This window comes from Serratia sp. 14-2641, from assembly GCF_001692375.1.
In the GTDB taxonomy this organism is placed as follows: Bacteria; Pseudomonadota; Gammaproteobacteria; order Enterobacterales; family Enterobacteriaceae; genus Chania; species Chania fonticola_C.
This window is the reverse complement of record NZ_LXKR01000088.1, coordinates 188,515-209,079: the sequence shown is the minus strand read 5'-3', so window position 1 is coordinate 209,079 and position 20,565 is coordinate 188,515. Positions and strand designations below refer to the sequence as shown.

16 protein-coding genes are annotated in these 20,565 nt (G+C 56.4%); 15 read left to right on the top strand and 1 reads right to left on the bottom strand.

Annotation, left to right across the window (positions count from 1 at the left end):
• Positions 1–137: 137 nt before the first annotated feature.
• The 14 genes from A6U95_RS26260 to A6U95_RS26195 all read left to right on the top strand — a co-directional run bounded on the left by A6U95_RS26260 (position 138) and on the right by A6U95_RS26195 (position 17,465).
• Positions 138–1,574, top strand: a complete 1,437-nt coding sequence (locus A6U95_RS26260; RefSeq protein WP_065686625.1) for a HAMP domain-containing sensor histidine kinase — start codon at positions 138–140, stop codon at positions 1,572–1,574.
• 3 nt (positions 1,575–1,577) lie between these two features.
• Positions 1,578–2,459: a two-component system QseEF-associated lipoprotein QseG gene (gene qseG, locus A6U95_RS26255; protein WP_065686624.1), complete on the top strand. Its 882-nt coding sequence runs from the start codon at positions 1,578–1,580 to the stop codon at positions 2,457–2,459.
• On the top strand, positions 2,456–3,796 hold the full coding sequence (gene glrR, locus A6U95_RS26250; RefSeq protein ID WP_021178888.1) for a two-component system response regulator GlrR: 1,341 nt from the start codon (positions 2,456–2,458) through the stop codon (positions 3,794–3,796). Before qseG ends, glrR begins: the two co-directional genes overlap by 4 nt.
• Positions 3,797–3,895: 99 nt before the next feature.
• Positions 3,896–5,518 (top strand): NAD+ synthase, encoded by a 1,623-nt coding sequence (locus tag A6U95_RS26245; RefSeq protein ID WP_065686623.1) that lies wholly within the window; start codon positions 3,896–3,898, stop codon positions 5,516–5,518.
• 13 nt (positions 5,519–5,531) lie between these two features.
• Positions 5,532–5,870 (top strand): nitrogen regulatory protein P-II, encoded by a 339-nt coding sequence (gene glnB, locus A6U95_RS26240; RefSeq protein ID WP_004847623.1) that lies wholly within the window; start codon positions 5,532–5,534, stop codon positions 5,868–5,870.
• 188 nt (positions 5,871–6,058) lie between these two features.
• On the top strand, positions 6,059–6,982 hold the full coding sequence (locus tag A6U95_RS26235; RefSeq protein WP_021178886.1) for a LysR substrate-binding domain-containing protein: 924 nt from the start codon (positions 6,059–6,061) through the stop codon (positions 6,980–6,982).
• Positions 6,983–7,093: 111 nt separating this feature from the next.
• Positions 7,094–8,557, top strand: a complete 1,464-nt coding sequence (locus A6U95_RS26230) for a gamma-aminobutyraldehyde dehydrogenase (RefSeq protein WP_065686622.1) — start codon at positions 7,094–7,096, stop codon at positions 8,555–8,557.
• A 72-nt stretch (positions 8,558–8,629) separates the two neighbouring features.
• A complete protein-coding gene (gene ydcS / locus A6U95_RS26225; RefSeq protein ID WP_065686621.1) occupies positions 8,630–9,781 on the top strand; it encodes a putative ABC transporter substrate-binding protein YdcS in 1,152 nt (383 codons plus the stop codon).
• 90 nt (positions 9,782–9,871) lie between these two features.
• Positions 9,872–10,900, top strand: coding sequence for an ABC transporter ATP-binding protein (locus A6U95_RS26220; protein WP_021178883.1), 1,029 nt, complete (start codon positions 9,872–9,874; stop codon positions 10,898–10,900).
• Position 10,901: 1 nt separating this feature from the next.
• The gene (locus A6U95_RS26215) at positions 10,902–11,846 is read left to right on the top strand and encodes an ABC transporter permease (protein WP_021807702.1); all 945 of its coding nucleotides are present in this window, start codon (positions 10,902–10,904) and stop codon (positions 11,844–11,846) included.
• Positions 11,836–12,642, top strand: coding sequence for an ABC transporter permease (locus A6U95_RS26210; RefSeq protein ID WP_021178881.1), 807 nt, complete (start codon positions 11,836–11,838; stop codon positions 12,640–12,642). The genes A6U95_RS26215 and A6U95_RS26210 overlap by 11 nt, the downstream gene beginning before the upstream one ends.
• Before the next feature lie 214 nt (positions 12,643–12,856).
• Positions 12,857–14,281, top strand: coding sequence for an aminobutyraldehyde dehydrogenase (patD, locus tag A6U95_RS26205; protein ID WP_065686620.1), 1,425 nt, complete (start codon positions 12,857–12,859; stop codon positions 14,279–14,281).
• Between the two features lie 95 nt (positions 14,282–14,376).
• Complete coding sequence (locus A6U95_RS26200) at positions 14,377–16,287, top strand: FAD/NAD(P)-binding protein (RefSeq protein ID WP_065686619.1); 1,911 nt, start codon at positions 14,377–14,379, stop codon at positions 16,285–16,287.
• Positions 16,284–17,465: a cytochrome c gene (locus A6U95_RS26195; RefSeq protein WP_065686618.1), complete on the top strand. Its 1,182-nt coding sequence runs from the start codon at positions 16,284–16,286 to the stop codon at positions 17,463–17,465. The genes A6U95_RS26200 and A6U95_RS26195 overlap by 4 nt, the downstream gene beginning before the upstream one ends.
• 44 nt (positions 17,466–17,509) lie before the next feature.
• Here A6U95_RS26195 and hmpA read toward each other — a convergent pair whose 3' ends face one another.
• On the bottom strand, positions 17,510–18,700 hold the full coding sequence (hmpA, locus tag A6U95_RS26190) for an NO-inducible flavohemoprotein (RefSeq protein WP_065686617.1): 1,191 nt from the start codon (positions 18,698–18,700) through the stop codon (positions 17,510–17,512).
• 467 nt (positions 18,701–19,167) lie between these two features.
• Here hmpA and glyA point away from each other — a divergent pair, with 467 nt between their 5' ends.
• A complete protein-coding gene (gene glyA, locus A6U95_RS26185) occupies positions 19,168–20,421 on the top strand; it encodes a serine hydroxymethyltransferase (RefSeq protein ID WP_024529358.1) in 1,254 nt (417 codons plus the stop codon).
• The last annotated feature ends 144 nt before the right edge of the window (positions 20,422–20,565 follow it).

Sequence of the window (20,565 nt, the reverse complement as noted above, 5' to 3'; positions counted from 1 at the left end):
CGATACGTTCCCAAACCACATCAATTTCCTCTTTTGGGGATAACGCGTTTTTGCTTATCTAAGCGCCATTAATCCGCTGCCGGGCTTTTCTCTCCCCGGATTGTCGGTTAGCATCTGGGCAGACTAGAGATAATGAGATGATTTCTTTGAAAAGATGGCGTCTATTTCCACGCTCGTTGCGCCAATTGGTCGTAATGGCGTTCCTGCTGGTGCTGTTACCGCTGCTGGTATTGGCTTATCAGGCCTACCAAAGCCTGGATCATCTCAGCGCGCAGGCGGCAGATATCAACCGTACGACGCTGGTGGATGCCCGCCGTAGTGAGGCAATGACCAGCGTGGCGCTGGAAATGGAGCGCAGCTATCGCCAGTATTGCGTACTGGTCGATCCGACCCTGGAGCGGCTGTACCAGAACCAGCGAAAACAGTATTCACAAATGCTGGATGCCCACGCCCCGATCCTGCCGGACGAACGTTACTACCAGACGCTACGTAAACTGCTGACTCAGCTTGCCACCATCAAGTGCCAGAGCAGCGGGCCGGACAAGGACGCTTCACAACTGTTAGAGTCTTTTTCACATTCCAACGCCGAAATGGTCCAGGCCACGCGCACCGTGATTTTTTCCCGTGGGCAGCAACTGCAACAGGCGATCGCCGAGCGCGGCCAATACTTTGGCTGGCAGGCGCTGTTGCTGTTTCTGGTCAGCGTGCTGTTGGTGGTGCTGTTTACCCGCATGATTATCGGGCCCGTCAAGGCCGTTGAGCGTATGATTAACCGCTTGGGGGAAGGGCGCCCCATCGGCATGACGGCGTCCTTTAAAGGCCCACGTGAACTGCGTTCTTTGGCTCAGCGTATTGTCTGGTTGAGCGAGCGCCTGGCCTGGCTGGAATCACAGCGCCATGAGTTCCTGCGCCATATCTCTCATGAGCTGAAAACGCCGCTGGCCAGCATGCGTGAAGGCACCGAGCTGTTGGCCGATGGTGTGGCAGGCCCGCTCACCTCCGATCAGAAAGAGGTGGTGGCGATCCTCGATCAGAGCAGCCGCCATCTACAATTGCTGATTGAGCAACTGCTGGATTACAACCGCAAACTGGCAGATGGCCCGTCGGAACATGAAAACGTCGAGCTGGAAGAACTGGTGGACATGGTGGTCGCCGCCCACAGTTTGCCAGCACGTGCCAAGATGATCCGCACGGAAGTCAAACTTGAGGCGGAAATCTGCTGGGCAGAGCCTACGCTATTAATGCGCGTACTGGATAATCTCTACTCCAATGCGGTGCACTACGGCAAGGAATCCGGTAACATTTGGATCCGCAGCCGCCAGGTCGGCCAACGGGTACAGATTGACGTTGCCAATACCGGCAGCGCGATCCCGCCAGCGGAACGAACCATGATTTTTGAGCCTTTTTTCCAGGGGAGTCACCAGAGAAAAGGGGCCGTTAAAGGAAGCGGACTGGGGCTGAGCATTGCACAGGACTGTATTCGCCGTATGCGAGGCGAATTGACATTAGTGGATCTCGCCGATGCCGACGTCTGCTTCCGTATTGAATTGCCATTAACCGCCGAGAATGAATAAATAATGTACACAGGGTCTAATCGCGCTTATCAATCGCAGACCGAAGGTTCACCGCGTGTTTCTCTACGCGCACCGCTCGGCAAACATTCGCTTTCTTTTTTGGGCACGATCCTTTTTGCCCCGTTTCTGCTGATCGGCTGTGTCGATCGTGCCGTCAGTAGCGGCCCGGCCCAGCAGCAACAGGAAGCGATCCCGGATACCAAGGTGGTGGATTACCGCATTGCACCTTGCGATACGCTATGGCAACTTGACGAAAAAGAAGCCTTGGAAAACTCACTCTTTTGGCTGCGGGCGATGGACTGCGCCGATCGTATCGGCTCCACGCAGGCCAGAGCCTTAGCGAAAACCCTGCCGGGCAACAATTGGCAGAACGTGTTCAAGCAAAGCATTTTGCTGGGCAGCGCTGAGCCAAGCTCGAGCGAGCGCCGCCAGATCATCGATCGTCTGAACAGCTATCGTCTCGAGTTCCCTAACTCGCTGCGTCCATTGCTGCAACTGTGGCGTCAGCAGCAGGCGTTGCAAGTGAGCCTGTTTGACGAGCGGGCGCGTTACCAGCACCTGCAGGAAAGTTCGGACAGCCAGATCGATTCGCTGCGCCAGAACCAGATCCATCTGCAGAGCCAGTTGCAGGAGACCTCCCGCAAACTGGAGAACCTGACCGATATCGAACGCCAGCTTTCCTCACGCAAGCAACTGCAGGGGGAAATCCCGGAAAGCAGCGTGGCGCAGCCTAAAGCAGATGCCGCAGGCAAGCCCGCAGCACCCGCCAAAGTGGCCGAGCCCGCAGAGCCAGCCCCGGTGACTGAAACCGGTACCGCCTTGCCGGTAGAGCCGGAAGAGACCTACACGCCGCCCGCAGCTAACAAGGAGTCCCCAGCGCAATGACAGCTCGCAAACCGGCCAATCTTTTGTTGGTTGACGACGATCCCAGCCTGCTTAAGCTGTTGGGAATGCGCCTGACCAGCGAAGGTTTTCACGTTACCACGGCGGAAAGCGGACAAGAGGCTTTGCGCCTGCTGGCCCGCGAAAAGATCGACCTGGTGATCAGCGATCTGCGGATGGATGAAATGGACGGCATGGCGCTGTTTGCCGAGATCCAGAAATACCAGCCGGGGATGCCGGTGATCATTCTGACCGCACACGGTTCTATCCCGGATGCGGTGGCGGCGACCCAACAGGGGGTGTTCAGCTTCCTGACCAAGCCGGTCGATCGCGATGCGTTGTATAAGGCGATCGATGAAGCGCTGTCGCTGTCGTCGATCCCGGCCGGTGATGACAGCTGGCGTGAGGATTTTGTCACCCGCAGCCCGATTATGCTGCGGTTGCTTGAACAGGCCAAGATGGTCGCCCAGTCGGACGTCAGCGTGCTGATCAATGGCCAGAGCGGCACCGGCAAAGAGGTGCTGGCACAGGCCATCCATGCGGCCAGCCCACGGGCCAAGAAAGCCTTTATCGCCATCAACTGCGGTGCGTTGCCGGAGCAACTGCTGGAGTCGGAGCTGTTTGGTCATGCCAAGGGGGCGTTCACCGGTGCCGTCAGCAGCCGTGAAGGTTTGTTCCAGGCGGCAGAAGGGGGCACGCTGTTCCTGGATGAGATTGGCGATATGCCGCTCTCGCTGCAGGTAAAATTGCTACGCGTGTTGCAGGAACGCAAGGTGCGCCCACTGGGCAGCAACCGCGATCTGGATATTGACGTACGTATCATTTCCGCCACCCACCGCGATCTGCCTAAGGCGATGGTAAAAAACGAGTTCCGTGAAGATCTCTATTACCGTCTGAACGTGGTTAACCTGAAAATACCGGCGCTCAACGAGCGGGCCGAAGATATCCCGCTGCTGGCCAACCATCTGCTACGTGCTTCGGCGCTGCGCCACAAACCTTTTGTACGCAGTTTCTCCTCCGATGCCATGAAACGCCTGATGACCGCCAGTTGGCCCGGCAACGTGCGCCAGTTGGTGAACGTGATCGAGCAGTGCGTGGCATTGACCACGGCACCTGTGATCAGTGAAGCGCTGGTCGAGCAGGCTCTGGAAGGGGAAAACACGGCGCTGCCGACCTTTGTCGAGGCGCGCAACCAGTTTGAATTACACTATTTACGTAAACTGTTGCAGATCACCAAGGGTAACGTCACCCAGGCCGCGCGCATGGCGGGCCGTAACCGTACTGAGTTCTATAAATTGTTGTCGCGCCATGAACTGGATGCCAACGATTTCAAAGAATGATGTTTTCTTTTCTGAACCTGCATGCGCAGGTTCTCAACAAAGTAGCCGGAATGATTTACACTCCGTTTTCTTTGTTGTGGCATGGCAGACCATAGAGATATGAGCAGATCACTTTCCATTGCGTTAGCCCAGCTGAATTTGCTGGTGGGCGATATTGAAGGCAACAGCGAGCGCATGTTGCAAACCGTGCAGGAGCAGCAGAAGGCGGGAGCCGATCTGGTCATGTTCACCGAACTGGCGCTGTCCGGCTACCCGCCGGAAGACCTGCTGTACCGTGATGATTTCTACCAGCGCTGTGATACTCAGCTAAGCCGCTTGCAGCAGGCCTCCGCCGATGTGGCGATCCTGGTCGGCCACCCGTGGCGTGAAGACGGCAAGCTGTATAACGCGCTGTCCCTGTTCTCTGAGGGGGCCTTGCAGGCCCGTTACTTCAAGCAACAGCTGCCTAACTACGGCGTATTCGATGAGAAGCGCTATTTCCATGCGGGCGATAAAAACTGCGTGGTGGAGCTGAAAGGTTATCGTCTGGGATTGCTGATCTGCGAAGATTTGTGGTTCCCGGAACCGGTCGATGCGGCGAAAGCGGCGGGGGCAGAGATCCTGCTGTCGATCAACGCTTCCCCGTATAACCGTGAAAAGCCGTATATCCGCAAAACCCTGATGGCGGGCCACTGCCAGCGTACCGGTCTGCCGTTGGTCTATCTGAATCAGATCGGCGGGCAGGACGAACTGATTTTCGACGGCTGTTCAAAAGTCTTTGATGCCGCTGGCAATATGACTCATCGCCTGGCGGCTTTCGCCGAGCAGGTGACGCTGCTTGAGTTCAAAGGCCTGGAAGTGGTGCCGATGACGGCTCCGGCGGCGGAGTTGCCACAGCTGGCGCAGGTATATGAAGCGCTGGTGCTGGCCGTACGCGACTATGTGACCAAGAACGGTTTCAAAGGTGCGGTGCTGGGCTTGTCTGGCGGGATCGACTCGGCGCTAACCCTGGCGATCGCCGTGGATGCGTTGGGCAAAGACAAGGTTCAGGCTTTGATGATGCCGTTCCGCTATACGGCAGACATCAGCATCGCCGATGCCAAGGAAGAGGCCGAAATCCTCGGCATCGAATTTGACATCGTCTCGATTGAACCGATGTTCGACGCCTTTATGGGCCAGCTCGCCCCGATGTTTGCTGATAGCGCACGGGATACCACCGAAGAAAACCTGCAGGCCCGCTGCCGTGGCGTGGTGCTGATGGCGTTGTCTAACAAACGCGGTAGCATCGTGTTAACCACGGGTAACAAAAGCGAGGTGGCTGTCGGGTATTGCACGCTGTATGGTGATATGGCCGGTGGATTCGACGTATTGAAAGATGTGCCGAAAACCCTGGTGTTCAAGCTTTCCGAATACCGTAATACTGTCTCCTACGTGATCCCTCAGCGGGTGATCGATCGTCCACCGTCTGCTGAACTGGCGCCGGATCAGCTCGATCAGGACAGCCTACCACCGTATGACATTCTGGATGCTATTCTGGAAGGTTATGTCGAGCGCGATAAATCGGTTGCCGATCTGGTTGCTGAGGGCTTTGAAGAAGCCGTGGTGCGCAAGGTGATCCGCCTAGTGGATATCAACGAGTATAAACGCCGTCAGGCCGCCGTCGGGCCGCGCATTACCGCTCGTAACTTTGGCAAAGATCGCCGCTACCCGATCACCTCCGGCTTTGGCCGTAAAAATTGGTAATTAAGGAATAAAAATGAAAAAAATTGACGCGATTATCAAGCCCTTCAAACTGGACGACGTGCGTGAAGCACTTGCCGAAGTAGGCATCACCGGCATGACGGTGACCGAAGTGAAAGGCTTTGGTCGCCAGAAGGGCCATACCGAACTGTACCGTGGTGCCGAGTATATGGTCGACTTCCTGCCAAAGGTTAAAATCGAGATCGTAGTGGCTGACGATATCGTGGACACCTGTGTGGAAACCATCATGCAGACGGCGCAGACCGGTAAGATCGGCGACGGTAAAATCTTTGTCTTCGACGTGGCCCGTGTGGTGCGTATCCGTACCGGCGAGCAGGACGAAGAAGCGATTTAATCATTCGGCTGACAAGCCAACAGGCTCACAACAAAGGCGCGGCTTAGCTGCGCCTTTGTTGTTTTTGTGCACTGCCTCCCTATTTGCGTTCTAAAAAAGCGAACGATATCGCGTTTTTCACACATTTCCTGATGGCTTACCGGTGAGCATCTACACTCAAACCAACTGTTTTGTTTGAGGTTGCTACCATGATGACGTTACGCCAAATCCGCCATTTTATTGCCGTGGCCGAAACCGGGTCGATCTCGGCGGCGGCGCAGGCGGTGTTTGTGTCACAGTCTTCGCTTACGCTGGCGATCCAGCAGTTGGAAACCGACATTGGTGTGCGGTTGTTTGAACGCCACGCCAAGGGAATGAACCTGACCCACCAGGGGCACCAGTTCCTGCGCCAGTCGTACCTGATCCTGGCAACGGTGGATAATGCCAAGCGCAGCCTGCAACTAGGCACCGAAAGCCTGAGTGGCAAATTGACCATAGGCGTCACCAGCCTGGTGGCGGGGTATTTCCTGGTTGAGCTGCTCAAGCGCTTCAAGTCTGCCTATCCCAACGTGACCATCCAGGTGATTGAGGATGAACGGCCCTATATCGAGCATTTGCTGGTGAGCGGTGAAATTGATATCGGGGTGCTGATCCTATCTAACATTGAAGACCGCGATGCCTTACAGACCGAAGTGCTGATGCACTCCCCGTATCGCCTGTGGCTGCCGCCGCTGCACCCGCTGCTGGAGCACGAAAGCATCGGTTTGGCAGACGTTGCCAAACAGCCGCTGATCCAACTCAACGTTGATGAAATGGACGTTCATGCCCGGCGTATCTGGGGGAGAGCGGGCCTGAAGCCGGAGATCGCCATGAAAACTGCCTCCACCGAAGCGGTGCGCAGCCTGGTGGCGGCAGGCATGGGCATTGCCATCCTGCCGGATATGGCTTATCGCGCCTGGTCGTTGGAGGGCAATATGATTGAAGCGCGCAAGCTGGTGGATTTACTGGAACCGTTGGATATCGGCTTGGCCTGGCGGCGTGGCAGCGCACGGCCTGAATTGGTGACGCCATTCCTCACCATTGCGCGGGAGAACAGCAAAACGAACATGACCGGTCTCAAGCCTTCGATTTAATCGAACGCTGCCTTCAGTATTTAGAATTTGTTGTCCGCAGTGCGCTCGCTTAGTCTGATTAAAACTAAATTATCACATTTAGTTAACGCTTTTGTCACATGAGGCGGCGCAATGGCAGAGTTACAATTGGTTTCAGGTTTGTCCTGTCGGCAATTCATTAACGGCGAATCGGTCGAGGGTGAAGGCCACCAGGAGACCATTGTTAATCCTGCCAACGGTGAAACTCTGGTTTCCATTGCCGAGGCAACGCCAACTCAGGTGGGTCACGCAGTTGCCGCCGCGCAGCGGGCATTTTCCCACTGGTCACGGACCACTCCCGCTTTCCGAGCAACAATCCTGCTGCGTATTGCCGATGCCATTGAACGGCAGGCAGAACATCTGGCGCGCCTTGAAGCGCTGAACTGCGGTAAACCTTTCCATCAGGCACTGAACGACGATCTCCCCGCAGCCATTGACGTATTCCGCTTCTTCGCCGGAGCCGTGCGCACCCAGCAAGGCCAGTTGGCCGGTGAATATGTCGAGGGCCATACCTCAATGATCCGGCGTGACCCGATCGGTGTGGTGGCCTCCATCGCGCCATGGAACTATCCGCTGATGATGGCGGCCTGGAAGATTGCTCCGGCGCTGGCCGCAGGCAACACCGTAGTTTTCAAGCCCTCCGAACATACCCCATTGACCATCCTGGCCTTGGTGCCTGCGTTGCAGGAAATCCTGCCGCCAGGCGTGTTGAACATTGTCTATGGCGGTGGCGAAGGGGTGGGTAGCCATCTGGTGGGTCATCCGCAGGTTCGTTTGGTTTCGGTTACCGGCGATATCGTTACCGGGCAAAAAATCCTGCAGGCGGCGGTCAAAAGCGTCAAGCGTACCCATCTGGAACTGGGCGGTAAAGCCCCGGTGATCGTCTGTGACGATGCCGATTTGGATGAGGTCGTCAGCAGTATCCGCACCTTCGGTTACTACAATGCCGGGCAGGATTGCACCGCGGCCTGCCGCATTTACGCCCAGGCAGGAATCTATCCGAAGCTGGTGGAAGCTTTGGGGGAGGCAGTCTCTAGCCTGCGCTTTGCCCGCAAGCGTGACGAAGATAATGAAATTGGCCCACTTATTAGCAGCCGCCAGCGTGACCGGGTGGCCAGCTTTGTCGAACGGGCCCTCAGCCAGCCACATATCGAATTGATCACTGGCGCGGCGGCGCACTCTGGCCCCGGCTTTTACTACCAGCCCACGCTATTGGCTGGCTGCCTGCAAACCGATGAAATCGTCCAGCGTGAAGTGTTTGGCCCGGTGGTCAGCGTGACGCGTTTCGACACCCTGGAGCAGGCGGTGACCTGGGCCAATGACTCCGAATACGGTCTGGCCTCCTCGGTCTGGACACAGAATATCGACCGCGCGCTGCATATCGCGGCGCATTTGCAATATGGCAGCACCTGGATCAATACCCACTTTACGCTGGCGAGCGAAATGCCCCACGGTGGCTTAAAGCGCTCCGGCTACGGCAAAGATCTCTCCAGTGATTCATTACAGGATTACAGCGTTGTCCGGCACGTGATGGCGAAGTTCAAGGCTTCCTTCTAGCCACACGGCCGATAAAAAATCGGCGGCAACCGTTCCTTGCCGCATATCTAATGCAACACAGGGGTAATTACGATGGGAAAAACACACGCAATCACCACAGTCACCGCGCTCTGTATGACGATCCTTTGCGGTATGGCTCAGGCTGCCGATACGCCACAGCAGTTGGGCAAAGGGGAAGGGCGGTTGGACATTATCGCCTGGCCCGGTTACATCGAACGTGGTCAGTCCGACAAGAATTACGACTGGGTGACCCAGTTTGAGAAACAGACCGGCTGTGCGGTGAATGTGAAAACCGCCGCGACCTCGGATGAAATGGTCAGCCTGATGGCAAAAGGCGGTTACGATCTGGTAACCGCTTCTGGCGATGCGTCGTTGCGCCTGATCTTCGGCAAACGCGTGCAGCCAATCAATACCGCGCTGATCCCTAACTGGAAGAATATCGACCCACGCCTGATAAACGGCCCTTGGTACAACGTGGCGGGCAAAACCTACGGTACGCCGTATCAGTGGGGGCCAAACCTGCTGATGTATAACACCAAAACCTTCCCGACGCCGCCAGACAGTTGGGCCGTGGTGTTCCAGCAGCAAAACCTGCCGGACGGCAAGACCAATCAGGGCCGGGTGCAGGCTTACGACGGCCCAATCTATATCGCCGATGCGGCTCTGTTCCTGAAAGCGACTCAACCCCAGCTTGGCATCACCGACCCTTACCAACTGAACGAAGAGCAGTATCAGGCGGCACTGAAACTGCTGCGCAGCCAGCACGCGCTGATCCACCGTTACTGGCATGACACCTCGGTACAGATGAGCGATTTCAAAAACGAAGGCGTGGTGGCCTCCAGCGCCTGGCCATACCAGGCCAACGCCCTGAAAGGCGAAGGCCAGCCTATCGCTACCGTATTCCCGAAAGAAGGGGTTACCGGCTGGGCAGATACCACCATGTTGCACGCCGAGGCCAAGCATCCAAGCTGCGCCTACCAGTGGATGAACTGGTCGCTGGAGCCGAAGGTACAGGGTGACGTTGCGGCCTGGTTTGGTTCGTTACCAGCGGTTCCAGCAGGTTGCAAAGCCAGCACCCTGCTCGGTGACAAAGGGTGTGAAAACAACGGTTTCAACCAGTTCGACAAGATTGCTTTCTGGAAAACGCCACAGGCCGAGGGCGGCAAGTTCGTCCCTTATAGCCGCTGGACACAGGACTACATCGCCATTATGGGCGGTAGATAACCATCATTGTTCTCACCTGAGAGCGCCAGACGGCTCCCTCTCCCTGTGGGAGAGGGTTGGGGTGAGGGGCAACATTTTGGAGCGTACATCATGACCATTGCTGTGCAGTTTATCGATGTCTCGCGCATTTTCGGCGATGTTCGCGCCGTAGATCGGGTTTCTGTTGAAATACAGGACGGCGAGTTTTTCTCCATGCTTGGGCCTTCTGGCTCGGGTAAAACCACCTGCCTGCGGTTGATTGCCGGCTTTGAGCAACTGAGCTCCGGCTCCATCCGTATTCATGGGCAAGAGGCGAGCAATTTGCCGCCTTATCAGCGCGATGTGAATACCGTGTTCCAAGATTATGCGTTGTTCCCGCACATGTCCGTGTTGGAGAACGTGGCTTACGGCCTGATGGTGAAAGGCGTGGCCAAGCGTGAACGACTGGCCAGGGCGAATCAGGCATTGGAAAGCGTGGCATTGGGGTTTGCTGCCGAGCGTAAACCGGCGCACCTTTCCGGTGGCCAGCGTCAGCGCGTGGCTCTGGCTCGTGCATTAGTCAATCGCCCACGCGTACTGCTGCTGGATGAGCCGCTCGGGGCGTTGGATCTGAAACTGCGCGAGCAGATGCAGGGGGAGTTGAAGAAGCTGCAACGCCAACTGGGCATCACCTTTATCTTCGTCACGCACGATCAAAGCGAAGCCCTGTCGATGTCCGATCGGGTGGCGGTATTTAACAATGGCCGTATTGAGCAGGTAGATGCGCCACGCGAACTGTATATGCGGCCAAGAACGCCGTTTGTTGCCGAGTTTGTCGGCACGTCCAACGTGGTACGCAGCGAACTGGCGGAACGGTTGCTGGGGCAATCGGCCACCTTCTCGATCCGCCCGGAGCATATCCGCCTGCTGGATCAAAGCGGCGCAACGCAAGGGGAAGTTCAGGTTCAGGGCACCTTGCAGGATATCCATTACCAAGGGGCGGCGACACGCTATGAAATCGCCCTGAGCAGCGGTGAGAAACTGCTGGTCAGCCAGGCTAATCCGCAGTGGCAGGCCGTGGCACAGCAGCGCCTGATCGGCCAGCCGGTCACCGCCTGTTGGGCCAGAGAGGCAATGGTGCCACTGCTGGAGGAGAGGTGAGATGGACATGAGCATCGAGCAGCCGGCAGCGCCCGGCGGTAAAATTCGCGCGATTTCAACCTACCTGTACCGCAAGCCAACGCTGTATCTGCTGTTATTGCTGGTGCCACCGCTGCTGTGGTTTGGGGCGGTGTATCTGGGCTCGTTGCTGACCTTGCTGTGGCAGGGTTTTTACACCTTCGACGATTTCACCATGACGGTGACGCCGGATCTGACCTTTGCCAACCTGAGCGCGCTGTTCAACCCGGCCAACTACGACATCATCGTGCGTACGCTGACCATGGCAGTGGTGGTTTCGCTGGCCAGTGCGGTATTGGCATTCCCGATCGCCTATTACATGGCCCGCTATACCAGCGGCAAGGTGAAGGCGTTCTTTTATATCGCCGTGATGATGCCGATGTGGGCCAGCTACATCGTTAAAGCCTATGCCTGGACGCTGCTGCTGGCGAAAGACGGCGTGGCCCAGTGGTTCCTGCAACATATGGGGCTGGAGCCGGTATTGGCGAGCATTCTGAGCATTCCCGGCGTAGGGGGTAATACGTTATCCACTTCCGGTCTTGGGCGCTTCCTGGTGTTTGTCTATATTTGGCTGCCGTTCATGATCTTACCGATCCAGGCGGCGTTAGAGCGCTTGCCACCTTCGTTACTGCATGCTTCTGCGGATCTGGGGGCTCGCCCATCGCAGACGTTCCGCTATGTGATCCTGCCACTGGCGGTACCGGGTATCGCAGCCGGTTCCATCTTTACTTTTTCGCTGACGCTGGGCGACTTTATCGTGCCGCAGCTGGTGGGGCCGCCGGGCTACTTTATCGGCAGCATGGTGTATGCCCAACAGGGGGCGATCGGCAATATGCCGATGGCGGCCGCCTTTACGCTGGTACCGATCGTCCTGATCGCCATTTATCTCTCGATTGTGAAACGCCTGGGGGCCTTCGATGCACTCTGAACGCGCGCCGTTAGGGCTGAAACTGGCCGCCTGGGGTGGCCTGATCTTCCTGCACTTCCCGATAGTGATTATCGCCATGTACGCCTTCAACACCGAAGACGCGGCGTTCAGCTTCCCACCGCGGGGTTTTACCCTGCATTGGTTCAGCGTGGCGGCGGGGCGGCAGGACATTATTGATGCGGTACTGCTTTCGGTGCAGATCGCCTGCCTAGCCACGGCGATTGCGCTGGTGCTCGGTACGTTGGCAGCAGCGGCGCTGTATCGCCGGGACTTCTTCGGCAAGGACAGCATTTCGTTGCTGCTGCTGTTACCTATTGCCTTGCCGGGGATTGTCACCGGTCTGGCGCTGCTGGCGGCGTTTAAGGCGCTGAATATCGAACCGGGGATCATGACGATCGTCATCGGCCATGCCACCTTCTGCGTGGTGATCGTGTTCAACAACGTGATTGCCCGCTTCCGCCGTACCTCACACAGCCTGATCGAAGCCTCGATGGATTTGGGGGCTGATGGCTGGCAGACCTTCCGTTACGTGATCTTGCCGAATCTGGGCTCGGCACTGTTGGCGGGGGGGATGCTGGCGTTTGCCCTGTCATTTGACGAAATCATCGTGACCACCTTTACCGCCGGGCACGAACGTACGCTGCCGCTGTGGCTGCTGAATCAACTGGGCCGCCCACGTGATGTGCCGATCACCAACGTGGTCGCGCTGTCGGTGATGGTATTGACGATGTTCCCGATCCTGGGCGCGTACTACCTGACCAAAGGCGGAGAAAGCGTCGCTGGTAGCGGTAAATAACATCCCCTTCGTCTTTCAAGCCATAGCGTTGTTGGCTGCGAGCGTAAACCCCAGTCACTTATTTTGTATAAGCTCCTGGGGATTTACGCTCTTGCCGCCTAGCTATGACTTGAAATCCATTGGGGATGGGAACTGTATTTCTAAGAATGAATAACCAGGTGTTTGCCATAAAGGCAGGCACCGAATTACGCCAACATTTTCAAAGGATAACCCTATGCAAAGCCAACTGCTGATTAATGGTCAACTGGTTACCGGCCAGGGCGAAAAGTTGCCGGTCTACAACCCGGCGACGGGAGAAGTGATTGTGCAGGTGGCCGAGGCCAGCGCACAGCAGGTTGAAGAGGCCGTGCTGGCCGCCGATGCGGCGTTTGAACAGTGGGGGCAAACCACCCCGAAAGAACGTGCTGAGCACTTACTGGCGCTGGCGGACGTGATTGACCAGCATGCGGAAACCTTCGCCAAACTGGAATCCCTCAACTGCGGCAAGCCTTATCACTGCGCGTTGAATGACGAATTGCCTGCGGTGGCCGATGTCTTCCGCTTCTTTGCCGGTGCCAGCCGTTGCCTGAGTGGCATGGCGGCCGGTGAATATCTGGCGGGACACACCTCGATGATCCGCCGCGATCCGCTGGGTGTGGTGGCTTCGATTGCTCCCTGGAACTACCCGCTGATGATGGCCGCCTGGAAGTTGGCACCCGCGTTGGCGGCGGGGAACTGCGTGGTGATTAAACCTTCGGAACAGACGCCGCTAACCACCTTCAAGCTGGCCGAACTGGCCGCTGGAGTGTTTCCGCCGGGCGTACTTAACGTGTTGTTTGGCCGTGGTGCCGGCGTGGGCGATGTGCTGACCGGCCATGACAAGGTGCGCATGGTGTCTCTTACCGGTTCTATTGCTACCGGCGAGCATATCATTGCCCATACCGCACCTGGGATTAAACGCACCCATATGGAGCTGGGAGGCAAAGCGCCGGTAATCGTCTTCGATGATGCCGATATCCAGCAGGTTGTTGACGGTATCCGCACCTTCGGTTTTTACAATGCCGGGCAGGATTGCACAGCCGCCTGCCGGATCTATGCGCAAAAAGGCATTTACCCACAACTGGTGAAAGCGCTGGGTGAAGCGGTGGCCAGCTTGAAGATCGGGCCTCCGGAAGACAGCAGTACCGAATTAGGGCCGTTGATCACTTCCCAGCATCTGGAGCGAGTGATTGGCTTTGTTGAGCGAGCCAAAGCACTGCCTCATATCCAGGTGGTCACCGGGGGCGAAAAAGTCGCTGGTCCTGGCTTCTATTTCCAACCAACGCTGTTGGCAGGCGCACGCCAGGAAGATGAAATCGTCCAGCGCGAAGTGTTTGGCCCGGTAGTGACGGTGACGGAATTCGACGACGAAGCGCAGGTGCTGGCCTGGGCCAACGCCTCCAATTACGGCTTGGCTTCCTCCTTGTGGACGCGGGACGTAGGGCGTGCCCATCGCCTGAGCGCGCGTTTGCAGTATGGCTGCACCTGGGTCAACACCCACTTTATGCTGGTGAGCGAAATGCCGCACGGCGGGCAGAAGCTGTCTGGCTATGGCAAAGACATGTCGATGTACGGGCTGGAGGATTACACCACCATTCGCCACGTGATGTTCAAACACTAATCTGCTTGATCTGGCAGGATTTATACGCACAATAACGCGGCTCTCAGGCTGGCTTCGGCTGGCCTGATAATAATAAAGAATAAAAGGACGCTTTTATGGCTATCACCCGTCGCGATTTTCTTAATGGGGTAGCGATCACCATCGCCGCCGGGCTAACGCCGATGCAGATCCTGCGCGCATCGCCGCAAGCCGCCCATCAAACCCTGTATTACCCACCCGCGTTAACAGGCCTGCGTGGCAATCACCCAGGCTCATTCGAACATGCCCACCAACTGGGGCGTGATGGCAAAACCTTTGATTTTGGCCGCCTGCCGATCGAGGAGGAATTCGATCTGGTGGTCGTCGGCGCTGGTATCAGCGGACTGGCGGCGGCCTGTTTCTGGCAGCAGATGAAGGGCAAACAGCAACGTATTTTGCTGATTGATAACCATGATGACTTTGGCGGCCACGCCAAGCGTAACGAATTCAGCAGCGAGAACGGTACTCTCCTTGGCTACGGGGGCAGCGAATCGCTACAGTCGCCGCGTTCCAACTTCAGCCCGGTCGCCATGGGGTTGCTGAAAAATCTGGGCGTTAGTCTGGACGGTATGGAAAAGGCCTTCGATACCACCTTCTATCCGGACCTGAATCTCAGCCGTGGCGTCTACTTCGATCGCCAGAACTTTGGCGTTGATAAGGTGGTGAGTGGCGATCCGGGCCGAGTGGTGGCGGATGATATTCCGCGCGATCGCCTCAATGGTCGCTCTTATGAAGATTTTATCAACGACTTCCCGTTGCCGCAGGCCGATCGCCAGGCCTTGATTGCGCTGCACACCGTCGAAAAAGACTACCTGCCGGGGCTGAGCCAGGAAGAGAAGGTGGCCTGGTTGGACAAGCACAGCTATAGCCAGTTCCTACGTGAGAAAGTGGGGCTGAGCGAAATGGCGATCCGCTATTTCCAGCAAACCACCAACGATTTTCAGGCCGTCGGCATTGATGCGACCTCGTGCAGCGATGCCCGAATCTGTGATCTGCCGGGCCTCAACGGCATGAACCTGCCGCCGCTGGATGAGGAATCGCAGGCCGATCTTGACGATCCCTATGTATTCCACTTCCCGGATGGCAATGCCACGCTGGCTCGCCTGATGGTGCGCCATTTAATCCCGGCGGTGGCACCGGGTGGCAAAGATATGAACGATATCATCCTGGCGCAGTTCGATTACAGCCAGCTGGATCGTCCCGAGTCGCCGGTAAAACTACGCTTGAACAGCACCGGGCTGCACGTGGCCAACGTGGGTGATAAGGCCGAGGTGGCCTATATCAACGGCGAGAAGATGGTCAAAGTGCGTGCCGGGCAGGTGGTGATGGCCGGTTACAATATGATGATCCCTTATCTGATCCCGGAAATGCCTCACGAGCAGCAAGAAGCGCTGAAGCAGAACGTCAAATCGCCGTTGGTGTACAGTAAGGTGGTGATCCGCAACTGGCAGCCGTTTATCAAACTGGGGGTGCACGAAGTCTATTCTCCTACCGCGCCTTACAGCAGGGTGAAGCTGGACTATCCGGTAAGCATGGGGGGATATCAGCACCCGCGCGATCCAAACCAGCCTATCGGGCTGCATATGGTGTATGTGCCGACCTTGCCCGGCAGCGGCCTTAGCCCGCGTGAACAGTCGCGCAAAGGACGAGCGCTGTTGCTAGGAACCCCGTTTGAGGTACACGAGCAGATGATCCGTGAACAGTTGCAGGGCATGTTAGGTGATGCCGGATTTGATCATCAGCGGGATATTCAGGCGATCACCGTCAACCGCTGGTCGCATGGTTACTCCTATTTCCTCAACGGCATGTTCGATGATGAAGATGAGGCTAAAAAGATCATCGAAACCGCGCGGCAGCCGATCGGCAAGATCGTCATTGCCAATTCCGATTCCGACTGGAGCCCCTATGCCAACTCGGCGATCGATCAGGCTTGGCGAGCAGTGAATGAACTGGCTTACGGCAAAGTGGCTGCCAAGGAGGGGGTATGACATTACGTCCGTTGTATCTGATGCTGTTACTGGCTGGTGGCTCGGCTCACGCCATGTCCGCCGGTGAATACGTGGCCAAGGCAGGGGACTGTACGGCTTGCCATACGGCTCCGGGTGGCAAGGAACTGGCGGGCGGGATGAAATTCCCAACGCCGGTGGGGGATATCTATGCCACCAATATCACACCGGATAAACAGCAAGGTATTGGCAGCTATAGCTTTGAAGAGTTCGACCGTGCCATGCGGCAGGGCGTGGCCAAAGATGGGCACCGCCTGTACCCCGCCATGCCTTATACCTCTTACGCTAAAATGAGCGAGCAGGACATGCGCGCTCTCTATGACTACCTGATGCACGAAGTTCCGGCGCAAGACACTGCCAACCGGGAAAGCGATATCAGCTGGCCAATGTCCATGCGTTGGCCGCTAGCGGTATGGAATACGCTGTTCCATGAAGACCAAACCTATCAGCCAGACATTAAGCAAAGCGCACAATGGAATCGCGGCGCCTATCTGGTGCAGGGGTTGGGTCACTGTGGCAGTTGCCATACTCCGCGCGGCTGGGCGATGCAGGAACAAGGGCTGGATAACCAATCCCCAGAGTTCCTGAGCGGCGCAGAGCTGGATGGTTGGTATGCACCGAGCCTGCGTGGGTTGAAGCCGGATGATGTGGTTGCGCTGCTGAAAAGCGGCCGTAGCCGACATGCGGCAGTGGCCGGGCCGATGAGTGACGTGGTGGCGCACAGCACACAATATCTCAGTGATGACGATTTAAAGGCTATCGCGCAGTATGTACACAGCCTGGAGATAGAAGCACCAAAACCTGTAGCAACCATGGCGGCATCAAGCGCGAGCATGGCTTCTGGCGGGCAGACCTATGCGATGTACTGCTCAACTTGCCATGGCAATAAGGGGGAGGGGAGCGACAACGTAATACCTGCTCTGGCGGGTAATCTGTCGGTGACGGCGGAAAATCCGCTGACCGCCTTGCGCGTGGTGCTGGAAGGCGCTCACACGCCGGTCACCCAACATGCCACGGCGATCGTTATGCCGGGTTATGGCTGGGTGCTCAACGATCAGAAGACTGCCGATCTGATGAGCTATCTGCGCGGAAGCTGGGGGAACCAGGCTGCGCCGGTGACGGCGGAACAGGTACGGGATGCGTGGAAGCGGACTAAATAACAGGGTGTAGAGGCGCAGCATTGCTGCGCCCGTTACCTGAAGCCTTACAGCACCTTATGCGGGCCGAAGCATTCGTAGTGGATACGTTCGGCCTCCACGCCCATCGCCAGCAACTGCTTACCCACGTGCTGCATAAACGGCACCGGACCACAGAAGTAGTAATGCATCTGCGGATCGCTCAACTCGCTACGCAATGCGCTCAGATCCATCAGGCCCTGGCTGTGATAATCGCGGCCCTGAACATCATCGGCATTAGGTTCACGGTACCAGACATGACGGCTCAGATTCGGCATGCGCCCGGCGATATCCGCCACTTCGTCAGCAAAAGCATGCACTGAGCCGTTTTCTGCTGCATGCAGCCAGTGGATGTTGGCCGGATGCTGATTGTCGTGCAGGGTGTTAAGCATCCCCAGCATTGGCGTTTGGCCAACGCCTGCCGAGATTAATGCCACCGGTGTAGTAGGTTCCACCTGCAGGAAGAAATCGCCGTGTGGTGCCGCGAGATGAATAATATCGCCTTCTTTGGCCTGCTGATGCAGGAAGTTGGAAACGGCGCCCTGTTCCTCACGTTTGACCGCGATACGGTAATATTCCCCGTTCGACGCGGTGGTGAGTGAATACTGGCGGATCTCCTGATGTTGCAGGCTGCCATCGTTAATATAGACCGCCAGATACTGGCCTGGTTGGTAATCGGCCACGCGGCCACCGTCTACTGGAGCCAGTACAAAGCTGGATATCACCTCACTCTGCGGCTGTTTTTTCACGATGCGGAAGGCACGCAAATCACGCCAGCCACCATCACTCTTTTCCGTTTCCTGATAGATCTGTCCTTCACGCTGAATAAACACGTTGGCCAGCACCCCGTAAGCTTTTCCCCAGGCATCAAGCACTTCCTGGCCAGGGCTGAGCATTTCGTCCAACGTGGCTAACAGGTGGTGGCCGACAATCTGATACTGATCGGGCTGGATATTGAAGCTGGCGTGCTTCTGGGCAATGCGTTCTACCGCAGGCAGCAGGGCGGCCAGGTTTTCCAGATTGCTGGCGTAAGCGCAGATAGCATCGAACAACGCCTGGCGCTGATCGCCGTTACGCTGGTTGCTCATATTGAAAATATCTTTCAATTCAGGGTTATGAGCAAACATGCGATCGTAGAAGTGGGCGGTCAGTTTGGGGCCGGTTTCGGCTAACAGGGGGATGGTAGATTTAACGGTGGCGATGGTTTGACTATCCAGCATGGTGAGGCTCCTTGGGGATGTTTTTATGGTCATTTTGTAGGTGTATTTTAAATGAATCTTATAAAATTACCCCGTGCTTGTAAATATCCCTGTTATTGTTGCGGGGTTGTTAACCGTCGATCGTCTTCACAGAACATGAAAAAAGCGCATTTTGTTGATGAGTAAAACTCCGTTGCCAAAATGCGACCTTTAAGGGTTCAAAGCCTTACGCCACCTGATGCCAATCGTTTGCGTAAAAACCTCTGTCAAGACCTATCTTCGATAGGCCGAAACGGTTTACACTGTGGCCCAGAACCCATATGGGTAAAATTATCCCCGTCGTCTTTCAAGCTGCAGCGTTGTTACCTGCACTATCACACCCCAGTCACTTACGAAAAGTAAGCTCCTGGGGATGAGATAGCTTGTCGCCTAGCTGCAGCATGAAATCCATAGGGGAAAGCTAGCTGATTTCAGTCAGGAGATGCCGGATGTTAAAGCGTGAAATGAACATTGCTGATTATGATGCCGAACTGTGGCATGCAATGGAGCAGGAAGTCGTGCGTCAGGAAGAGCACATTGAGCTGATTGCGTCTGAGAACTATACCAGCCCGCGCGTGATGCAGGCTCAGGGTTCCCAACTGACCAACAAATACGCAGAAGGCTATCCGGGCAAGCGTTACTACGGCGGTTGCGAATACGTTGATATCGTTGAGCAACTGGCGATCGATCGCGCCAAAGAGCTGTTCGGTGCCGACTATGCCAACGTGCAACCACACTCAGGTTCCCAGGCTAACTTTGCCGTTTATACCGCACTGTTGCAGCCAGGCGACACCATCCTGGGGATGAACCTGGCACACGGCGGCCACCTGACGCACGGTTCACCGGTGAACCTGTCCGGTAAGCTGTATAACGTGGTGCCTTACGGTATCGACGAAACCGGGCAGATTGACTATAACGATCTGGCCAAACAGGCGCAGACCCACAAACCAAAAATGATCATCGGCGGCTTCTCGGCCTTCTCCGGTGTGGTTGATTGGGCCAAAATGCGTGAAATCGCTGACAGCATCGGCGCTTACCTGTTCGTGGATATGGCACACGTGGCTGGCCTGATTGCCGCTGGCGTTTACCCGAACCCGGTTCCTCATGCCCACGTCGTGACCACCACCACCCACAAAACGCTGGCGGGTCCGCGTGGCGGCCTGATCCTGGCCAAAGGTGGTGATGAAGAGCTGTATAAGAAGCTGAACTCTGCCGTCTTCCCTGGTGGCCAAGGCGGCCCGCTGATGCACGTGATCGCGGGTAAAGCGGTAGCGTTGAAAGAAGCGATGGAGCCTGAGTTCAAGGTTTACCAGCAGCAAGTGGCCGATAACGCCAAAGCGATGGTGAAAGTGTTCCTGGAGCGCGGTTACAAAGTGGTTTCCGGCGGCACCTACAACCACCTGTTCCTGCTGGATCTGGTAGATAAGAACCTGACCGGTAAAGAAGCCGATGCCGCGTTGGGCCGTGCCAACATCACCGTTAACAAGAACAGCGTGCCAAACGATCCGAAAAGCCCGTTTGTGACTTCTGGCATCCGTCTGGGTACTCCAGCGGTGACTCGCCGTGGTTTCAAAGAAGCCGAAGTGCGTGAACTGGCTGGCTGGATCTGTGACGTGCTGGACAATCTGAACGACGAAGCCACTATTGAACGTACCAAGAAGAAAGTGCTGGATATCTGCGCTCGCTTCCCGGTTTATGCCTAAATACTTCGATTGGTTTGCAGATAAACCCGCCTCGGCGGGTTTTTTTAGCGTTGTTGCAGCGAAACTGTGAACTACTTTGCACTCTAGCCCTTTGAGTATGAATGAAGATTGCTGCAAGGTGTGAGCTCTGTCAAAGTATTGCCC